The 19,218-nt window shown below is 41.9% G+C and carries 19 protein-coding genes; 18 read left to right on the top strand and 1 reads right to left on the bottom strand.

Translation table 11 applies throughout. From position 1 onward, the window contains the following. Window positions 1-70 precede the first annotated feature (70 nt). The 4 genes from BI198_RS14170 (at window position 71) to BI198_RS14155 (ending at window position 3,852) form a co-directional block, all read left to right on the top strand. Window positions 71-1,498, top strand: coding sequence for an RHS repeat-associated core domain-containing protein (locus tag BI198_RS14170; RefSeq protein ID WP_158007096.1), 1,428 nt, complete (start codon window positions 71-73; stop codon window positions 1,496-1,498). Then, window positions 1,495-1,971, top strand: coding sequence for a hypothetical protein (locus tag BI198_RS14165; RefSeq protein WP_070050137.1), 477 nt, complete (start codon window positions 1,495-1,497; stop codon window positions 1,969-1,971). The genes BI198_RS14170 and BI198_RS14165 overlap by 4 nt, the downstream gene beginning before the upstream one ends. A gap of 339 nt (window positions 1,972-2,310) precedes the next feature. Then, entirely contained in the window at window positions 2,311-3,072 is a 762-nt protein-coding gene (locus BI198_RS14160; RefSeq protein ID WP_074467424.1) for an RHS repeat-associated core domain-containing protein, read from the top strand. A 210-nt stretch (window positions 3,073-3,282) separates the two neighbouring features. Then, window positions 3,283-3,852 carry a hypothetical protein gene (locus tag BI198_RS14155; protein ID WP_070050135.1) on the top strand — a complete coding sequence of 190 codons (570 nt, stop codon included), beginning with the start codon at window positions 3,283-3,285 and terminating at the stop codon, window positions 3,850-3,852. Window positions 3,853-3,951: 99 nt separating this feature from the next. Here BI198_RS14155 and map read toward each other — a convergent pair whose 3' ends face one another. Next, window positions 3,952-4,740, bottom strand: a complete 789-nt coding sequence (map, locus tag BI198_RS14150; RefSeq protein ID WP_070050134.1) for a type I methionyl aminopeptidase — start codon at window positions 4,738-4,740, stop codon at window positions 3,952-3,954. 322 nt (window positions 4,741-5,062) lie between these two features. On the opposite strand from map, the gene rpsB reads away from it, so the two are divergent. The 14 genes from rpsB (at window position 5,063) to BI198_RS14080 (ending at window position 18,963) form a co-directional block, all read left to right on the top strand. After that, window positions 5,063-5,791, top strand: coding sequence for a 30S ribosomal protein S2 (gene rpsB, locus BI198_RS14145; protein WP_070050133.1), 729 nt, complete (start codon window positions 5,063-5,065; stop codon window positions 5,789-5,791). A gap of 110 nt (window positions 5,792-5,901) precedes the next feature. Continuing rightward, entirely contained in the window at window positions 5,902-6,774 is an 873-nt protein-coding gene (gene tsf / locus BI198_RS14140) for a translation elongation factor Ts (RefSeq protein WP_070050132.1), read from the top strand. A 118-nt stretch (window positions 6,775-6,892) separates the two neighbouring features. Then, window positions 6,893-7,633 carry a UMP kinase gene (pyrH, locus tag BI198_RS14135; RefSeq protein WP_070050131.1) on the top strand — a complete coding sequence of 247 codons (741 nt, stop codon included), beginning with the start codon at window positions 6,893-6,895 and terminating at the stop codon, window positions 7,631-7,633. A 48-nt stretch (window positions 7,634-7,681) separates the two neighbouring features. Continuing rightward, window positions 7,682-8,239, top strand: a complete 558-nt coding sequence (frr, locus tag BI198_RS14130) for a ribosome recycling factor (RefSeq protein WP_070050130.1) — start codon at window positions 7,682-7,684, stop codon at window positions 8,237-8,239. Between the two features lie 117 nt (window positions 8,240-8,356). Continuing rightward, a complete protein-coding gene (gene uppS / locus BI198_RS14125) occupies window positions 8,357-9,121 on the top strand; it encodes a polyprenyl diphosphate synthase (RefSeq protein WP_070050129.1) in 765 nt (254 codons plus the stop codon). A 5-nt stretch (window positions 9,122-9,126) separates the two neighbouring features. Further along, complete coding sequence (locus BI198_RS14120) at window positions 9,127-9,990, top strand: phosphatidate cytidylyltransferase (protein ID WP_070050128.1); 864 nt, start codon at window positions 9,127-9,129, stop codon at window positions 9,988-9,990. Beyond that, window positions 9,990-11,183 (top strand): 1-deoxy-D-xylulose-5-phosphate reductoisomerase, encoded by a 1,194-nt coding sequence (ispC, locus tag BI198_RS14115; protein ID WP_070050127.1) that lies wholly within the window; start codon window positions 9,990-9,992, stop codon window positions 11,181-11,183. The genes BI198_RS14120 and ispC overlap by 1 nt, the downstream gene beginning before the upstream one ends. Further along, window positions 11,183-12,538: a sigma E protease regulator RseP gene (gene rseP, locus BI198_RS14110; protein WP_070050126.1), complete on the top strand. Its 1,356-nt coding sequence runs from the start codon at window positions 11,183-11,185 to the stop codon at window positions 12,536-12,538. Before ispC ends, rseP begins: the two co-directional genes overlap by 1 nt. A gap of 26 nt (window positions 12,539-12,564) precedes the next feature. Beyond that, window positions 12,565-15,057, top strand: coding sequence for an outer membrane protein assembly factor BamA (gene bamA / locus BI198_RS14105; RefSeq protein WP_070050125.1), 2,493 nt, complete (start codon window positions 12,565-12,567; stop codon window positions 15,055-15,057). A 44-nt stretch (window positions 15,058-15,101) separates the two neighbouring features. Continuing rightward, window positions 15,102-15,620, top strand: coding sequence for an OmpH family outer membrane protein (locus BI198_RS14100; protein ID WP_070050124.1), 519 nt, complete (start codon window positions 15,102-15,104; stop codon window positions 15,618-15,620). Next, window positions 15,620-16,684, top strand: coding sequence for a UDP-3-O-(3-hydroxymyristoyl)glucosamine N-acyltransferase (gene lpxD / locus BI198_RS14095; protein ID WP_070050123.1), 1,065 nt, complete (start codon window positions 15,620-15,622; stop codon window positions 16,682-16,684). Before BI198_RS14100 ends, lpxD begins: the two co-directional genes overlap by 1 nt. Window positions 16,685-16,686: 2 nt before the next feature. After that, window positions 16,687-17,139: a 3-hydroxyacyl-ACP dehydratase FabZ gene (gene fabZ, locus BI198_RS14090; RefSeq protein ID WP_070050122.1), complete on the top strand. Its 453-nt coding sequence runs from the start codon at window positions 16,687-16,689 to the stop codon at window positions 17,137-17,139. 1 nt (window position 17,140) lies between these two features. Continuing rightward, entirely contained in the window at window positions 17,141-17,911 is a 771-nt protein-coding gene (gene lpxA, locus BI198_RS14085; RefSeq protein ID WP_070050121.1) for an acyl-ACP--UDP-N-acetylglucosamine O-acyltransferase, read from the top strand. A gap of 317 nt (window positions 17,912-18,228) precedes the next feature. Next, window positions 18,229-18,963, top strand: coding sequence for an endonuclease/exonuclease/phosphatase family protein (locus tag BI198_RS14080; RefSeq protein ID WP_070050120.1), 735 nt, complete (start codon window positions 18,229-18,231; stop codon window positions 18,961-18,963). The last annotated feature ends 255 nt before the right edge of the window (window positions 18,964-19,218 follow it).

Genomic DNA, 19,218 nt, shown 5'->3' with positions numbered 1-19,218 from the left:
CCAGTCTGCGGGCTTCGGTATTGGTGGAGTGCTAGGCGGCGCTGCCGCAGGTTGGGCTTTCGGCCGAGCTATGAACAGTAACGGCGTGGCGACTGTAGTTGGTGTAGCCTTGAATTTTGTGCCTTATTGTCAAGGGTGGTTTTCTGCCTTGTTTAGTGCGCAACGTACGTATTCTAATGGTACTGTTACAGTATTACAGCAATTTATCTACGACCCATGGGGTAAGCAGTACAGCGTAAGCACCAATAGCTTGTTTACCACGTACAGCAACCCCGGCACCAGCAAAGGCTATACCGGCCACAATATGGTGAATGACTTTGAGGTTATTCATATGAACGGCCGCACTTACAACCCGCACTTAGGCCGGTTTATGCAAGCCGATCCGTTTGTTCAAGCACCGGGTAATTTACAAAACTATAATCGCTATAGCTATGTGCTGAATAACCCCATGAGCTATACCGACCCGAGTGGGTATTTCTTTAAGAAATTAGGTAACTTTGTTAAGCAGTACTGGAGAGTTATTGCGGCAATTGCGGTTACTTATTTTACGGCTGGCGCTGCTAGTGGATGGGCTGCTGCTTGGGGGTTTTCTGGTGCAGCAGCAGGAGCTGTTACCGGAGCTATAGCTGGAGCCGCAGGTGGTTTTGTCGCGACTGGATCTTTGAAGGGGGCTTTAGTTGGAGCGATTTCAGGGGCCGCGTTTGGGGCAATAGGGGCCTCAGGGTGGAATGACGTAGGAAAATTTGCGGCAACAGGAGCGGTTGGAGGGATTTCTTCTGACTTGCAAGGTGGGAAATTTGGACATGGTTTCTGGTCGGCTGGGTTAGGTAGTGCTGCTGGCGGGCAATATAATTCAAATGCTCCGAGTCAAGTAATTGTATCTGCCGTGATAGGAGGAACGATTTCCAAGCTTACGGGTAGTAAGTTTGCTAATGGAGCATTTACCGCTGCGTTTGCTTCTGCATTGAGAGCTGACTGGGGAGAGACTAAAGCAAGTGTTGGACATACCGCTGGCTCTGGTGATGATGAAAATACGATTGTAGAAAATAGAAAAGCGCTACAAAGTGAACTTGATAAACTTGCTGCAAACGGCACTCTGAGCAAAAAACACTCTTTTGATACAGTGGATGCCGCTGCTAAAGAAGTCTTAAATGCTACAGCCCCACTTTCTAAAAAGTATGGTCTAGAAGTTGGGGGCAATATATATCAAGATGGAGGGAAGTATCATTACACAATGCCAATTATAGGTGATGGAATCTCCGTAAGTGTTCCTACTAGTTGGATTGGTTATCATACTCACCCGAGTGGTGGCATGTACTTTTCCAATAGCTTTGCTACTGCGGGAGGGGGAAATGATGCGCTATGGGTTCAAAAGAGTGGCAACCCTTTATATATGGGAGTTCAGTTAAGTAGCGGTTCTGTGGGAATTGCTGTATGTGAACCCAGAAGCTGCCCAAATATTGGTAGGTTTGGAACTACAGGTAGGATAGTGCAATGATTTTTAAAAGTTTCGTAATAGCGAATGTGTTTTTATTTTTAGTCTCTTCGTGCTCTTTAAATGCAACTTCAGCTAATAGCTCTATAGTTGGTATGAGGTATGTCAATGAGTGTAAAAATTTCATTGAAAGCAGAACGTCTGAGACGATTTCTCAAAATATTGATACCGCTTATGTAGAAATCTTTAAAAAAGGTAGCGTAGTAGCATTTACTGAAGGATCGGTTGGCACCTTTGGAGAGCGTGACAAAGGATACAAGCAGCATTGGGCTTGCGGCTTCCTGCGAAATGAATTGGTTTATGTAACTGCACCAATGCAAGAGCCAATTTGGGATTTAAAGTTGGAAGAAATATTTGAAAACTATGAGCTTGATGTTAAGGAATTACTTTTCAATAAAGAAAAAGGTGAGTTTAAATATTGCTGCGAGCAGTTATTTTCGCCTGATAATATTAAAAAGCATAATCCTGACTTTTAAATAAATGGTTCTATAAATAATCAAAAGGGGGTAAGAGAAATTGATTTTAAATCATTCTAACTTGGTTTTGATTCATTTTGGGAGCAACCTCAGCCAAGCAAACGGAACCGTTCAGGGCAGATCCAGTAACCGTTCCCACCTCATCGCGGTTAGCGAAGGAGTGTAATGTTACGCGTTCTGGATTTTGTCATGCTTTGTCTATTAATACAAACTGATACTAAGGCACAGGTTATAGCCATGACTTACGACAACGTAGGTCGTTTAATACGCCGCTACGACCCATAGGGTACAGCTTGCTGGGAGTTTGGCAACAATGCTGCCAGTTATCACAAATGTAGGTTGTATCGCAGCAGCAGTTATGCCGGGGAGGGGCACAAAACCCTATTACAGCAGTTTAGCTACGACCCTTGGGGTAAGCAGTATAGCGTAAGCAGCAATAGCTTATTCACGACTTACAGCAACCCCGGCACCAGCAAAGGCTACACCGGCCACAATATGGTGAATGACTTTGAGGTTATTCACATGGGCGGGCGCACCTACAACCCGCACTTAGGCCGTTTTATGCAAGCCGACCCGTTTATTCAGGCACCAGGTAACCTGCAGAACTACAGCCGTTATAGCTATGTGCTAAATAACCCGATGAGTTATACCGACCCGAGTGGGTATAATTTCTTTAAAAGCGCTTATAAGTCATTAAGTAGATTAGATGGTCGTTATTATTCACACAAAAATGTATTTTCGCGCAACCAGTACCTGAATATGGCGCACCAGATAGGCCTTAGTTTTATTCCTGGTTTCGGTATGCTCGCAGGCGCACATTCAACTTTTGACAGCGTATATTTTGGAACTGGGAATTTCCGTGCTGCAATGCGAGCAGGTGCAACGCAGTACGCTTCAAATTTCGCTATTAAATCAATTGGTTCGCACTATCAGGACCAATCAGGTTTCGGGAATATTTATTTTGGTGGGAACTATCTGACTGTAGGGCAGGTAGCGGGCCAAATAGGGGTTCATGCGATAGTCGGTGGGGGTAATAGCCTCTTTGCAAGGTGGTTAATTCGCAAATGGTGCCAAGGCCGGAGCATTTCAGTATTTGTTTAATTAGGTAGGTAAATCGATAATATCTAAAATTACAAATTACAAAATAAATTTCTCGCAGAGTATCAAAGAATCTAAACAATAGTTTGTTAATCATTTTAATGATTAACATAAAAAAAGTTTGAATTTAATTAAGCTTGTATTTTTATTTAATATATATATATTTCACTTTTAATATACATTTTTTCTTAATTTAAATTAATGGAGTAATTAATGATCAAAAGTGCGTTCAGGACGATTGTGTGCTTATTTATACTAATATTATCTTTAACTGGGTGTGATAGTTCATCAGATAGTGATGACTTGGATATTCAATATTACCAAGTGTTGGTTGAAGCTAAACCTGAGTACTTTAATCCGGAAATAATGCATACATTGCCATTAAATGCTTTAGCTACAGGGCAGGGAGGGCCAGATACACGTGCAAACCTTATTACTGGTTTTTCACACAGTTTTGGCACAAAGTATAATTTAGATATTCGGCGCTATCCAACTACAGAGGGCGGACAAAGTGGTTACATTTATGAGTTGGTGAAAATTATCAGCTCAAATCAGGATGAGATAGGAACTGTCTATCAATATCCTCAAGTTGAATTAAGTGGTGGGCCAATAGGTAAGGATGAATCTGGAAAATTTTATTTTTATCCTTATGAATTTAAATGTGCTGAAAATGTTGACTGCGAAACACTTGTTAATATCGCAGATAGTGGAGGAGTTGTGTCATTAGAGTTAACCCTAACAGGGGATGAAACTGTGCCTGTTACGTTAACTTATTGGCAATAAAGCTTTGGGTTTTAGGCTAACAAGTTACTACTCCTGAGGGATTTCAGTTTAATGCTGAGCCCTCAGGTATAACATCATTAGTTATAACAATAACAATAGTTATTCTGCAGTAAGAATACGCTCTAAATCTTCATTGCTGCGCAGAGTTAAAATTTCACAGCCGGTATCAGTAATTAAAATGGTGTGCTCAAATTGAGCCGATAAACTGCGATCTTTGGTCACCACTGTCCAACCGTCTTTAAGCATTTTGCTTTGTCTGGCACCGGCGTTAATCATCGGTTCAATAGTAAGGCACATGCCGGTATGTAATACTTCACCGGTACCTGGACGACCGTAATGCAACACTTGTGGCTCTTCATGAAACACAGCACCAATGCCGTGGCCACAATATTCGCGCACTACTGAATAGCTATGCTGCTCGGCGTGCTGTTGAATAATATTGCCGATATCGCCTAGGCGAACGCCATTTTTAACTTTTTTCAACGCTAAATATAGGCATTCTTGGGTAACGCGAATTAAGCGCTCAGCCATAATGCTCGGCTTACCGATCACAAACATTTCAGAGGTATCACCGTGATAACCGTCTTTAATTACCGTGACATCAATATTAATAATATCGCCGTCTTTTAATTTTTTATCATTCGGAATGCCATGACAAATAACATGGTTGACTGAGGTACAAACCGATTTTGGAAAGCCATGATAATTCAGTGGGGCAGGAATGGCCTGTTGTTCATTGACAATGTAGTCGTGGCAAAGCGTATTTAACTCATCCGTGGTCACGCCAGCTTTAACATGCGGTTTTATCATCTCTAATACTTCGGCCGCTAAGCGCCCGGCCACACGCATTTTTTCAATTTCATCCGCAGTTTTTATGATTGCTGTCATGCATAGTCTCTCTTTGATAGCGTCAGGTTTTAGTTACTAACAATTTGCTGTAAAAATACACATTTTATTGTGTTTGCATGACGCCTATGGTATAAAGCGCGCCGCCAATTAGCAAATTGCATTCTGTGCTATATTAGCATTATTGCTGCTGACATCGCACATAATCACTAGCAATTGGCGGAAGTTAAACAAAACTTAAACAAAACACACATACATCGGCACATGTACCGGGGTGCTTTGCTTAGCGCTTAACCAAAGCCTAAACAGAGTCGGGACATGGGATGTATGGAGGCTTAACCCCTAAATACAGGAAAATAAAATCATGGCAAAAGTTTCTATGCGCGACATGCTCCAAGCGGGCGTTCACTTCGGTCACCAAACTCGTTATTGGAATCCAAAAATGAAGCCATTCATTTTTGGTGCGCGTAACAAGGTGCATATCATCAACTTGGAAAAAACTGTTCCAATGATGAACGATGCATTGGCATTTATTCAACAAGTAGCAGCGAAAAAAGGTAAAATTTTATTCGTTGGTACTAAGCGTGCAGCATCTGAAGCAGTAAAAGAAGCCGCAACTAAAGTTGATCAGTTCTATGTAAATCACCGTTGGTTAGGTGGCATGCTTACAAACTGGAAAACAGTGCGTCAGTCAATCAAGCGTTTAAAAGACCTTGAATCACAAAGCCAAGACGGTACTTTTGACAAGCTAACTAAAAAAGAAGCTTTAGATCGTACACGTGAAATGGACAAGTTAGAAAAAAGCTTAGGCGGAATCAAGAATATGGGCGGTTTACCAGACGTTCTATTCGTAATTGATGCTGACCACGAGCATATTGCTATCAAAGAAGCGAACAACTTAGGTATTCCAGTTGTTTCAATCGTTGATACTAACTCTGATCCAGTTGGTGTTGATTATGTAGTTCCAGGTAACGATGACGCTATCCGCGCTATCCAGTTATACTTGGCTGCTGCTGGTCAGGCTATCACTGATGGTCGTGAAAAGAATATCGAAGTACAGGCTGAAGCCGAAGCTTTCGTTGAAGCCGAGTAATTTTTCTGTCATTTAGCGTTGCTTAAAATCAGCGCTAATACAGAGCAAAATTGCGACAGGGGCTTTTTGGCCCCTGTTTGTTCAACCAGAATTAATACGAGGGAGCTCTCATGGCTGTAACTGCCGCTTTAGTAAAAGAACTTCGCGAGCGCACAGGCGCTGGCATGATGGATTGTAAAAAAGCACTGGAAGAAACCGGTGGTGATGTTGAAACCGCAATTGATGCGATGCGTAAAAGCGGTTTGGCTAAAGCTGCCAAGAAAGCTGGTCGTATTGCTGCAGAAGGCGCAATCATTACTCGCGTAGGCAATGGTGTTGGTTTAGCAATTGAATTTAACTGCGAAACAGACTTTGTTGCTCGCGATGAAAACTTTTTAAGTTTTGCTAATTCTGTTGCTGACTTAGCTCACGCAAATAACTTATTCACTGCTGAAGCTATTTTAGCAGCTGACTTAAACGGTACTTCAGTAGAAGATACTCGTGCAGCATTAGTGGCTAAAATTGGTGAAAACATCAATGTACGTCGCGCAGCTGTAGTTGAAGGCGCAATGATCGGTCAATACGTACACTCTGGTCGTATCGGTGTGTTAACCGTATTAGACGGCGGTAATGAAGAAGTGGCTAAAGACGTAGCAATGCATATTGCTGCTAACAACCCAGGCTTCTTAACGCCAGAAGACGTTCCTGCTGATGTTGTTCAACGTGAACACGAAATTCAATTAGATATCGCAGTTAATTCAGGCAAGCCTAAAGAAATTGCAGAAAAAATGGTTGCAGGCCGCATGAGTAAGTTTACGGGTGAAGTAAGCTTAACCGGTCAGCCGTTTGTTAAAGACCCATCTGTATCAGTTGGTGACTTCTTAAAACAACACGATGCTAAAGCTGTTTCTTTCACTCGCTTAGAAGTTGGCGAAGGTATCGAAAAGAAAGAAGAAGACTTTGCAGCAGAAGTTGCTGCACAGATTGCGGCTGCTAAGAAGTAATTATCACTTCTGCCTAATGGCAAAACCCGCTAGAATAACCGCGACTTCAGGTTTTTACCTAAGCCGCGGTTTTTTTTATCTATAATTTAGCAAATTCACTCTGCACTATGAGGTTGTCATGAGCACAAATCCCAAACCAAGATACCGTAGGATTTTATTAAAACTTAGTGGCGAAGCGCTAATGGGCGATGAAGGCTTTGGTATCGACCCCAAAGTACTGGATCGTATGGCGCAAGAAATTAAAGAATTAGTCGAACTTGGTGTGCAAGTAGGCATTGTTATCGGTGGTGGTAATATATTTCGTGGTGAAGGCTTAGCCAAAGCGGGTATGAACCGCGTAGTGGGCGATCATATGGGCATGTTAGCAACCGTGATGAATGGCTTAGCCATGCGCGATGCATTACACCGTGCCTATGTTAATGCCCGATTAATGAGTGCCATTCCCCTGAATGGTGTTTGCGATAATTACAGCTGGGCTGAAGCAATCAGTTTATTAAAGTCAGGCCGTATTGTCATTTTTGCCGCTGGTACCGGTAATCCGTTTTTTACTACCGATTCTGCTGCTTGTTTGCGCGGTATTGAAATTGGCGCCGATGCAGTATTAAAAGGCACTAAGGTGGATGGTGTTTATTCAGCCGATCCGGTAAAAGATCCTGCAGCCACGTTATACTCTAAGCTTAGTTATAGTGAAGTATTGGAAAAAGAATTAAAAGTAATGGATTTAGCAGCATTTACCTTAGCTAGAGATCATAATTTAAAAATTCGCGTGTTTAATATGAACAAGCCTGGCGCACTAAAACGGGTAGTAATGGGTGATCCAGAAGGGACAGTGATCGACCACGCGGAAAATTTACAGTAAACTAGTAGCCTTATGCCTAAGTGCATTGGATAGAAAAGGATAAAGATCGTGATTAACGACATTATTAAAGATATTAAAGTTCGTATGGATAAAAGTGTTGATGCACTTAAATCACAGTTAACTAAAGTACGAACCGGCCGCGCCCATCCAAGTTTATTAGATGGCATTATGGTGCCATATTACGGTACGGACACGCCCTTGCGCCAAGTGGGTAATGTGTCTATTGAAGACGCCCGTACCTTAGCCATTACCGTGTTTGAAAAAAGCCTAACGGCTGCGGTAGAAAAAGCCATTATGGCGTCAGATCTTGGTTTAAATCCAATGTCTGCTGGTACTACTATTCGCGTACCATTACCTTCGTTAACAGAAGAACGCCGCAAGGACTTAGTGAAATTAGTTCGCGCTGAAGCAGAGAATGGTCGTGTTGCGGTGCGTAATATTCGCCGTGATGCTAATAATGATTTAAAAGCGTTATTAAAAGATAAAGACATCAGTGAAGATGACGAACGTCGCGCAGCAGATGAAATTCAAAAAATTACTGATATCTTTATCAAGAAAGTTGATGAAGTGTTAGCAGACAAAGAAAAAGATTTAATGGAAGTATAATTAAGTCTGCTGCTACAACAAAAAGCGTTGCGACGCTAAGTGACGCAACGCTTTTTTATATGTTTAACATCAAATGTCTGACTGATATAAGGCAATAACAGGGATAGGTCTCACATTATGACTGCAGCTGAGCAGCTCAACCCACAAAACTTACCACAACATGTGGCTATCATTATGGATGGCAATGGACGCTGGGCTCAACGGCAAGGTAAACCAAGAGTCTGGGGGCATAAGAAAGGTGTTGAGTCAGTTCGGCGTAGTGTCAGTTTTTGTCGTGAGCTAGGTATTAAATCGTTAACTTTATTTGCTTTTAGTAGTGAAAATTGGCGTCGGCCTGAAGATGAAGTTAGCAGTTTAATGCAATTGTTTTTAATGGTATTAAAAAGCGAAGTGAAAACCCTGCACAAGCATAATGTGCGGTTAAAAATAGTGGGTGATTTAAGCGCATTTACCGATAAATTAAAGGCAAGTATTACCAAAGCTGAGCAATTAACGGCAAATAATACCGCTATGACCCTAAATATTGCCGCAAATTATGGCGGACGCTGGGATATTGTTAATGCAGCAAAAGCCTTGGCACAACAAGTTGAACAAGGTAGTTTAGCCAGTGCCGATATAACAGAAGCCTTATTTGGCCAACAGACGCAAATGTATGAGCAACCAGAATTAGATTTACTTATTCGTACTGGCGGTGATGTTAGAATTAGTAACTTTTTACTATGGCAAGCCGCTTATGCTGAGTTATGGTTTACTGAAACACTGTGGCCTGACTTTAATCAGCAAGTATTTTCAGAAGCAATTGCTACTTTTGTTAATCGTGAACGCCGTTTTGGCTGTACTGGTGAGCAAATTAGGCAATTAGCAGAAAGTAGCAAAGGATAACGATATTGTTTAAACAACGGGTAATTACCGCATTATTACTAGCGCCTTTGGCGTTACTGGCTGTGTTTTATTTGCCATTGCCAGGGTTTGTTGTGTTTATTTCTGCAGCGTTTTTATTAGCTGCATGGGAGTGGAGTGGCTTTTGTGGTTTAGCCAATAAAAGTATGCGGGCAATGTATGTCTGCTTAACGGCGGCCATATTCTTGCTGCTATATGTACTATTGCCAGCACAATTAGCGCAGCCTCTAGCTACGCAGCTACTTTTGCATAGTTTATTATTAGTAGGCGTGGCTTGGTGGCTAATTGCAACCTTGTTAGTACTCACTTTCCCGCGCAGCCAAAAGGTATGGGCGAAACGAGACTGGCTTAAAGCCTTAATGGGCTGGTTTACCTTAGTTCCAGCGTGGGCAGCCGTACTCTATATTCGCCATACCGGTTATGCCGAATCGGAATTTACCGGAGCTTGGTTAATTTGTGCCTTATTGGGCTTAGTTTGGGCAGCAGACATTGGTGGTTATATTGTTGGTAAGCCTTTTGGTAAACATAAACTATTACCACGGGTTAGCCCAGGTAAAACCGTTGAAGGTATGCTAGGTGGTTTAGGCTTTGTTGCGCTATTAGTCACTCTGGTTGCTGCGCTGCAAGACTGGCCAGAACAAACCGCATTTTGGTATATCGCTGCTCTAATGTTAACGGTGTTATCGGTGTTTGGCGATTTAAGTGAAAGTATGTTTAAACGCGTTGCTGGGGTAAAAGACAGCGGGGCATTTTTACCCGGTCATGGTGGTATTTTAGATCGCATAGATAGCCTAACCGCAACCGCGCCATTGTTTGCCTTAATTATTGCTCTTCTTAGCGGTCATTATTAATGCGTAAAGTGGTTATCCTCGGTTCAACCGGTTCTATTGGTGTTAGTACTTTATCAGTCTTGGCCGAGCATCCGCAGCAGTATCAAGTGTTAGCGCTTACGGCTGCCTGTCAGACTGATAAGCTGTTTGCGCAGTGCATGCAGTTTCAGCCGCGTTATGCCGCTATGGTGGATATTGACGCCGCCTATCAGCTTAAACAGCTGTTACAGCAAGCAGGCAGTAAAACTGAGGTGTTAGCTGGTGCCGAAGCCTTATGCCAATTAGCGTCCGATAGCGAAGCTGATATTGTGATGGCTGCTATTGTGGGTGCTGCCGGTTTATTACCTACTTTAGCCGCCGTAGAACAAGGTAAAACCGTATTATTAGCCAATAAAGAAGCGCTAGTAATGAGCGGTGAGTTATTTATTAAAAAAGTGCAGCAGCATCAGGCAATTTTATTGCCAATTGATAGCGAGCATAATGCTATATTTCAATGCTTACCTGCCGCGTTACAACAGCATAGCTACAGTCAGTCGATAGCCAGTTATGGTATTAGTAAATTATTATTAACCGGCAGCGGCGGCCCTTTCTTAACCACGCCATTAGCAGAGTTTGAACAGTTAACGCCAAGTCAGGCCGTGGCGCATCCAAACTGGAGTATGGGCGCTAAAATATCAGTCGATAGCGCCACTATGATGAATAAGGGCTTGGAGTTTATTGAAGCGCGCTGGTTATTTAACTGTCAACCAGACGATATTGAAGTGGTGATCCATCCGCAAAGTATTATTCATTCTATGGTGCAATACAGTGATGGTTCAGTGCTAGCCCAATTAGGCCAGCCAGATATGCGCACGCCTATTGCCCATGCTTTAGCCTTCCCCAATCGAATGTCTAGCCCAGTGCCGCCGTTAAGCTTTAAGCAAATGCGCGATTTTACGTTTTCAGAGCCAGAGCCAGAGCGCTACCCAAATTTATACTTGGCCATCGCTGCTTGTCAGTATGGTCAAGGCGCAACAACGGCGCTTAATGCTGCTAATGAGATTGCCGTCGCGGCATTTTTACAACAAAAAATTCGTTTTACCGATATTCATCGCGTTAATGCCGCTTGTTTGGAACAATTTGCCCAAACCAAGGTCTGTACATTGGAGCAAATTTTACAGCTTGATCAATCTGCAAGGCATAATGCCGAGCAATACATAAGGAAACACTGCTAATGTCTGGCGCGATATGGAACTTGCTGTCCTTTGTGGTCGCACTTGGCATTTTAGTAACAGTGCACGAGTTTGGCCATTTTTGGGTAGCCCGTAAAAATGGGGTGTTAGTAAAACGTTTTTCAATTGGTTTTGGCAAAGCGTTAATTCGCTGGCGCGATAGGCAAGGCACTGAATTTGTTATCGCTGCTATTCCGTTAGGCGGTTATGTACGGATGTTAGATGACCGTGTTGATCCAGTGCTACCACAATTTAAAGACTTAACTTTTAATAGTAAAACCGTTTGGCAACGTATGGCCATTATTGCTGCCGGACCTGCGGCTAATTTTGTGTTTGCATTTTTTGCCTTATGGCTAATGTATATGCTGGGCGTGCAAACCATTAAACCCATAGTGGCCAGCGTTACCGAACACTCCATAGCGGCCCAAGCTAAGGTGCCCAGTAACGCCCAAATTATCTCGGTGAATGGCTATACCGCCACCGATGCTAATAATGTCAATTTACTGCTGGTTGAGCAATTAGGCCGAAAGCAAATTGAGTTAGGCTTTAAAGATTTTAGCACTGGGCAAAGCAAAACGGTGATCTTGGATACTAGCGACTGGCAGTTTAATCCTGAGCAGCAAAGTGTATTTGCCAGTTTAGGCTTAGAGTTAGAACGGCCGAAAGTATTAACCCAACTAGCTTTAATCGCTGATGATAGTGCTGCGCAGCGCGCCGGTTTGCAAGTAGATGATACCATTTTGCAAATTGATGATGCTGTTATTACTGAATGGGCCCAAGTGGTAAACCTAATCAGCAATAGCCCCAATCAACCGTTACACATGCTGGTAGAACGAAGTGGTAGGCAGCTTGAGCTGACGGTCACTCCGGCGAGTATCGAAGGTAAAGATGGCTTTTCGCAAGGTATGTTAGGGGTAAGCCCTAAAGTTACGCCTTGGGCGGATGGCGTGGTGTATACCCAGCGCTATGGCCCGCTAGATGCAGTAGTCGCGGGCTTTAATCATAGCTGGCAGTTAATTCGGTTAAGCTTCTCAATGATTGGCAAGCTGATCACCGGCGATGTTTCAATGAAGCATTTAAGTGGTCCTATTTCGATTGCTCAAGGCGCAGGAACCACTGCAAGTATAGGTTTCGTTGCTTTTTTATCGTTTTTAGCGTTAATAAGTGTTAATTTAGGCGTCATTAACTTATTACCGTTACCTATCCTTGATGGAGGCCACTTAATGTACATGCTAGTGGAACTAATTCGGGGTAAACCTGTCTCTGAAAAGGCGCAGGAAATAGGTTTCAGGTTTGGCGCGGTACTCCTATTGATGTTAATGGGAATAGCCTTGCTAAATGATATTTCTCGTTTATAAATAACTAATCATAAGTAGTTCACATAATGACAATTAGACGATTAGTAGCGGCGATGATACTTGCAACAGCAAGTGGCTCGGTGCTCGCGGAACAAAGTTTTACAGTGCAGGATATTCAAGTTGAAGGCCTGCAACGTGTAGCATTAGGTGCTGCATTAAATAATTTGCCATTTAACGTTGGCGATACCATTACTGAATATAACCTATCGCGTAGTATTCGTACCTTATATGCTGCTGGACACTTTGATGATATCCAAGTGTTTCGTGATGGCAATACGATTATTTATCGCTTGCGAGAACGGCCAACCATCAATGCCATTGAGTTTGATGGCAATAAAGATATTAAAGAAGACCAGCTAACAGAAAGCTTAGCCGGTAATAAAGTCGAAGTGGGTGAGCCGCTAGACAAAACCATCTTAAAGAATATTGAAACCGGTTTAACCGAGTTTTATCACGGTGTTGGTAAATATCAGGCAGCGGTCGACATAGAAATTGTTTATTTACCCCGCAACCGAGTGAACTTAAAAGTGAAGTTTACCGAAGGTGATGCGGCGTCTATTCGGCAAATTAATATTGTCGGTAATAAATTATTCTCTAACGATGAATTGTTAAAAAATATCGAGTCAAAGCAAGATTTACCGTGGTGGCGTTTTATGTCATCTGACCGTTATCAAAAACAAACCTTGCAGGGCGATATTGAAAAAATAACCAGTTATTACTTAGACCGTGGTTATTTACGCTTTAAACTTGATTCATCTCAAGTGTCGGTTAGCCCAGATAAAACCTCAGTATATGTAACGTTAAACATAACTGAAGGTGAGCAATATACCGTTAAAGGCGTTAAATTTGTTGGTGATTTAATTGGTAAAGATGAGTTTATTAAAGCCATATTGCCGATAGAAGATAACCAATTATATAACGGTGCTTTAGTGACTTACACTGAAGAAAGTATCGCTAGATTACTAGCTCGGTTTGGATATGCCAATTCTAAAGTGCGCACTATTCCACAGATTAATGACGACACTAAAGAAGTGGAGTTAACCATTAGTGTTGACCCAGGGAAACGAGTGTATGTGCGCCGAATTAATGTAGCGGGTAACAATAGTACTCAAGATGAAGTGGTACGTCGTGAGCTACGGCAAATGGAAGGCGCTTGGTTATCAAATGATTCGTTAGAATTATCTAAAGACCGTATTCAGCGCTTACCTTATATTGAATCTGTAAGTTACGATACTGTGCCGGTACCTGGTATTGATGACCAAGTTGATGTTGGTTTTAAAGTTAAAGAACAACCATCCGGTAGCTTTAATGCCGGTATTTCTTATGGTAACTATATGGGATTATCATTCCAAATAGGCGTCCAACAAGAAAACTTCTTTGGCACCGGTAACTCTGCGGGTATTAGTGTTAACACTAATAAATATCAAAAATCAGTAAGCGTAAACTACACTGATCCGTACTTTACTTTAGACGGTATTAGTTTAGGTGGCCAAGTCTTCTATTCTGAATTGGATTACAGTAAGCAGTCAGCTAACTTAGAAGCGTATAACTACCAGCGGTATGGTTTTGGCGCCAATATGGGCTATCCGATTAATGAATATAACCGCTTAAACTTTGGTGCTAACTACGTTGTTAACAAAATTAATAGCGTTAACGAGTACGATCAGCTGCGTCATTTCCGGGCCATATTGTTAGAGAGTAATAATCCGGATGGTGGCTATAACTTTACCAACTATGAGTTATCAGCGGGTTGGGTACAAAGCACGTTAAACCGGGGTTTATTCCCTACCGCTGGGCATTATTTCGGCTGGAATATTAAAGTCACCACGCCAAACTCAGATTTACAGTTTTTCAAAAGTAATTTTGAAGCACGTAAATATATTCCATTAAGTAATGATCACGCTTGGTCATTCTTAAGTAAGTTAGAGTTAGGCTATGGTAATGGTTATGGCAATAAAAATGGCTATGATCACACTTTACCCTTTACCGAAAACTTTTATGCCGGTGGCCAGAATGTGCGAGGTTTTGAAAGCCGCATAATCGGTCCACATGCTATCTATCGTACGCCGTCAAGCATCCCAGGTATTCCTGATATAAATGCCGGAAGCAATGGTTACACCAACGATTTAGACACTGATACCTATTTTGTATCAGACCGTTCTTTCGGTGGTAATGCCATGGCGATACTTACGTTAGAAATGATAACGCCAACACCTTTTTTAAGTGATGATTATCGTAACTCAGTCAGAACTAGCATATTTTTAGATGCCGGTAACGTGTGGGATACTGAGTTTGATATCAATCGTTACGCTAATTTAAGTGTTAATAATTCTCTAGGGTTTAAACAACCAGAGCTAGCCGATTATTCAGATCCAACTTTAATTAGGGCAACCGCTGGTGTATCGTTACAATGGATTTCACCCATGGGACCATTGACATTTAGTTTGGCAAAAGTTATTAAAAAGTACGAAGGCGATAAACAAGAAAACTTTAGTTTTAACATTGGTACAACTTTTTAAATGCAATTAAAAAATCTAATTTAAAGTGTAAATAGGGAAACATAATGATTAACAAGCGTATTTTACAAACAGCAATGGTTTTAGTAGCTGGTTTAATGATGTCAGCGACGGTTGCAGCAAAAGAAATGAAAATTGGTTATGTTGACGTACAAGCGGTTGCGAGCAAGTTACCGCAAGCGGCAGCATTACAACAAACCATTAGAACAGAATTCGGTTCGCGTATGGAAACTGTTGAAAAACTTGAAAAAGATATTGGTTTTAATATTGAAAAATTGCGTCGCGATGGCCCAACCATGAGCGAGAAGCAACAACAAGATTTAACCAATACTGTTAATAATCAACGTCAGCAATACGACCAATTAGCCCGTCCGTTGCAAGAAGAATTGCGCGCGCGTCAAACTGAAGAACGCAATAAGTTATTAGGTTTAATTCAAAGTGCGATTGATGAAGTGGCAGCTCGTGATAAATACGACCTTATTTTAAATTCTGGTGCTGCTGTTTATGCAAAGCCTGAATACGATATCTCTGACGCTGTTGCCAGCATTGCGAGCAAGAAAAAATAATGACCAGTTTTACGTTAACCTCACTAGCCGAGCTATTAGACGCTCAGCTAGTGGGCGATTGTACTGATGTTATTCATTCAGTCGCGACATTACAGAACGCAGGTCCCGGTCAAGTTAGCTTTTTATCAAACGCTAAATATCGCAAATACTTAGCCGAAACCACAGCATCAGTCGTGTTAGTCACTGCTGATGATTTGCCGTTTTTAGCGCCTGGAGTTGCGGCGTTAGTGGTAAAAGACCCCTATATTGCTTTTGCTAAAGTTGCCCAGAAATTAGACAGTACGCCTGCGGTGGCGATTAATATTCACCCAACGGCCGTGATTGATGATTCGGCAACTATAGCAACTGATGTTGCTATAGGCGCCAATGCCGTAATTGCTGCTGGCGTAACGTTAGCGCAAGGTGTGCAAATAGGCGCAGGTTGCTTTATTGGTCAAGATGCCAATATTGCGAGTAATACTAAGATTTGGCCAAATGTAACGGTTTATCATGGCGTTAAAATTGGCGAAAATTGTATTATTCACAGTGGAGCTATAATTGGTGCCGACGGCTTTGGTTTTGCTAACGAGCAGGGTAACTGGTTAAAAATACCGCAAGTTGGTAGTGTGATAATTGGCAATGATTGCGAAATTGGCGCTAATACCACTATTGATCGCGGGGCGATTGAAAACACCACTGTTGGCAATAACGTGATTATTGATAATCAGTGTCAAATTGCCCATAACGTCAGTATTGGTGACCACACCGCTATGGCCGGTTCTACCGTAGTTGCGGGTAGTACTTCTATTGGTCGTTACTGTATAATTGGTGGCGCTGCAGTCATTAATGGTCATATTGAAATATGTGATGGTGCTCATATTTCAGGTATGGCGATGGTGATGAAACCGATATTAGAAAAGGGTGCTTATACGTCAGGTATTCCTGCGACAAGTAACCGAGAGTGGCGCAAAAACACCGCTAAGCTGCGGCAGATAGATCAACTATATCAGCGCGTAAAAGCGCTAGAGTCGCAGTTTAAAATTCAGCTTGCTTCAACAAGCGCTGACACTACTACAGAGGAATAGCCTTGGCTAATAACTTAAACAGCCTGCAAATTCAGGAAATAATGGCTTTATTGCCACATCGGTATCCTTTTTTGCTTATCGATCGCGTGCTGGATTACACACCGGGCGAAAGCTTAACGGCATTAAAAAATGTTTCAATTAATGAACCTATTTTTACCGGTCATTTTCCTAATATGCCTATTTTCCCTGGAGTATTAATTTTAGAAGCTTTAGCTCAAGCTACAGGTATCTTAGGGTTTAAAACGGTTACCGAGCGTTCAGATAACGAATTATATTTATTTGCCGGTATTGATGACGCTCGGTTTAAAAGACCAGTAGTGCCAGGCGATCAAATGATCTTAGAAGTAAAGTTTTTAAAAGAACGCCGTAATATATGGAAGTTTTACGGTGAAGCAAGAGTTGATGGCCAAGTGGTATGCTCGGCTGAATTAATGTGTGCTAGAAGAGAGCTATAACGTGATCCATCCAACAGCAGTAGTTGAATCCAGCGCCGTCATTGGTAAAAACGTTACGATAGGCCCATTTAGTTATATTGGCCACAACGTGACTTTAGGTGATGACTGTATCGTTGAATCGCATGTAGCCATTAAAGGCCCAAGCAGTTTTGGTCGCGGTAATCATTTTTTCCAATTCTGCAGTATTGGTGAAGCTTGCCAAGATAAAAAATACCGTGGCGAAAATACGCAATTGCTGGTGGGTGATTACAACGTGTTCCGCGAAGGTTGCTCAGTGCACCGCGGTACCGTACAAGATCAAGCTAAAACTATTATTGGTAGCCATAATTTATTTATGAATACCACCCATATTGCCCATGATTGCGTTATTGGTGATAACGTTATCTTTGCCAGTGGTGCTCAAGCCGCCGGCCATGTTCATGTAGGTGACTGGGCTATTTTAGGCGGAATGACAGGCGTACATCAGTTCGTGCATATTGGCCCGCACAGTTTCTGTGGTGGCGGCTCTATTGTGCTTAAAGATGTGCCTCCTTATGTCATGGTACATGGCGCACCCTGCGTGCCAGGCGGTATTAACACTGAAGGCTTAAAGCGTCGTGGTTACAGCAGTGAAGCATTATTAGAAATACGCCGTGCTTATAAAGAAGTGTACCGTAAAAACCAAACCACCACTGAAGCCTTAGCGGTATTAGCCGACAAAGCCCAGCAGTTCCCAGAGCTTAAAGTCTTCACCGATTTTATCGCTAACGCCAGCCGCGGCATAGTGCGTTAGTAATACACTGCTAGCCACAATAAATCATTACCTAGAGCTTCTATTAGTCGCTCTAGGTATAAAAAATATTTGCACTCACCCCGAATAATATCAAGCCGCTATACAGTTACAAGCCGCTATGCAGTTAATTGACAGCCATGTAATTCAACTACCGGTAAATTCTGTTATTTAAGCTAAAGTCAGATGGTTAGTAATTGGTATTAAATAGCATTAACAACAATAGTTGTGATCTTTGTTCTTTGGTTAAGCTACCGTCAACAAGCTGGTCTGTTAATATATAAAATAAGCTTAATAATCTGTAAGGCAGGATATTCGTTATGCTTCGACCCAGTATTGCTCCGCATCAGTTGATCCATCAAGATCAGCCTTTAGATACCAGTTTGCTGGGAGTGATGTGTTGGAATAGTCAGAAGTTAACGATGAGCCCTAAATTTCAGCTCTGTTTAACTCAGTTGTTGGCGCGTTACCCTACGCAATTATTGCTTTTGCAAGAAGCCAAATTAGCCATAAGTAACAAATTACACTTAGATGGCTGGTCTTATGCCATCTCGCCAAATATTCAAACGCCTGCTCATTTATTTGGTGTGCTAACCGCAGGGCAATGCGCCTTTAATGATATTAAACCCATTTTAAGTCAAGTGCGTGAACTGAGCTTTGCTACTCATAAAAGTCAAATTATTACCCAACATCCGTTAAGTAATGGAGACTCGTTATTAGTGGTCAATATTCACGCTATTAACTTTGTTAGTCATAGTCAATTTCAGCAAGAAATTGCGGTATTAAGGCAAATTTTATTACAGCATGAGGGGCCATTAATTGTAGCCGGCGATTTTAATATTTGGAGTCGTTCGCGGCGGTTATATTTAACCCAGTTTTGTCGCGCCATGGGTTTAAAAAAAACCATGATGGAAGACTCTCATCATATAAAAACTTTTTGGCGAGAGCCGTTGGATTTTATTTTGTACCGAGACTTAAAGTTACGTTTAGCTGTGGCAATTAATACGCCTATGGTTTCGGACCATAATCCTATCTATGCCCAGTTTTCATTATAATCTATGCCTGCTTACTGCTAGTTAATTTCTAGCAATCTAATATCAAACTATTAGCAAGCTGTTAGCAAGCTAGCAGTAAACAATAGTTAAACTTGCAGCATTTAACCTTCAAACAAACAGCCCATACCTCGCTATTGAGATAAGCCTTTGCTGATCTTAGCAGCAATTAGCTAATTAAATTTCCAACAGCATAGCAAAGCGGGTAAGATTGTTATTCTAAAATAAGCCAGTTTTTGTCATAGCACGCGGTTAATT

Origin of the sequence: Rheinheimera salexigens, from assembly GCF_001752395.1 — a bacterium.
GTDB classification, from domain to species: Bacteria; Pseudomonadota; Gammaproteobacteria; order Enterobacterales; family Alteromonadaceae; genus Alishewanella; species Alishewanella salexigens.
The sequence above is the reverse complement of the archived record's forward strand: the minus strand, read 5'-3'. Positions and strand labels throughout refer to the sequence as shown.

Bases quoted from the DNA above. Each gene is read 5' to 3' on its own strand.
- bamA (WP_070050125.1), top strand. From the start codon at position 12,565: ATGACAATTAGACGATTAGTAGCGGCGATGATACTTGCAACAGCAAGT.
- BI198_RS14165 (WP_070050137.1), top strand. From the start codon at position 1,495: ATGATTTTTAAAAGTTTCGTAATAGCGAATGTGTTTTTATTTTTAGTC.
- map (WP_070050134.1), bottom strand. From the start codon at position 4,740: ATGACAGCAATCATAAAAACTGCGGATGAAATTGAAAAAATGCGTGTG.
- BI198_RS14080 (WP_070050120.1), top strand. From the start codon at position 18,229: ATGCTTCGACCCAGTATTGCTCCGCATCAGTTGATCCATCAAGATCAG.
- lpxD (WP_070050123.1), top strand. From the start codon at position 15,620: ATGACCAGTTTTACGTTAACCTCACTAGCCGAGCTATTAGACGCTCAG.
- uppS (WP_070050129.1), top strand. From the start codon at position 8,357: ATGACTGCAGCTGAGCAGCTCAACCCACAAAACTTACCACAACATGTG.
- pyrH (WP_070050131.1), top strand. From the start codon at position 6,893: ATGAGCACAAATCCCAAACCAAGATACCGTAGGATTTTATTAAAACTT.
- BI198_RS14100 (WP_070050124.1), top strand. From the start codon at position 15,102: ATGATTAACAAGCGTATTTTACAAACAGCAATGGTTTTAGTAGCTGGT.
- BI198_RS14170 (WP_158007096.1), top strand. From the start codon at position 71: ATGAACAGTAACGGCGTGGCGACTGTAGTTGGTGTAGCCTTGAATTTT.
- ispC (WP_070050127.1), top strand. From the start codon at position 9,990: ATGCGTAAAGTGGTTATCCTCGGTTCAACCGGTTCTATTGGTGTTAGT.
- tsf (WP_070050132.1), top strand. From the start codon at position 5,902: ATGGCTGTAACTGCCGCTTTAGTAAAAGAACTTCGCGAGCGCACAGGC.
- rseP (WP_070050126.1), top strand. From the start codon at position 11,183: ATGTCTGGCGCGATATGGAACTTGCTGTCCTTTGTGGTCGCACTTGGC.
- BI198_RS14155 (WP_070050135.1), top strand. From the start codon at position 3,283: ATGATCAAAAGTGCGTTCAGGACGATTGTGTGCTTATTTATACTAATA.
- rpsB (WP_070050133.1), top strand. From the start codon at position 5,063: ATGGCAAAAGTTTCTATGCGCGACATGCTCCAAGCGGGCGTTCACTTC.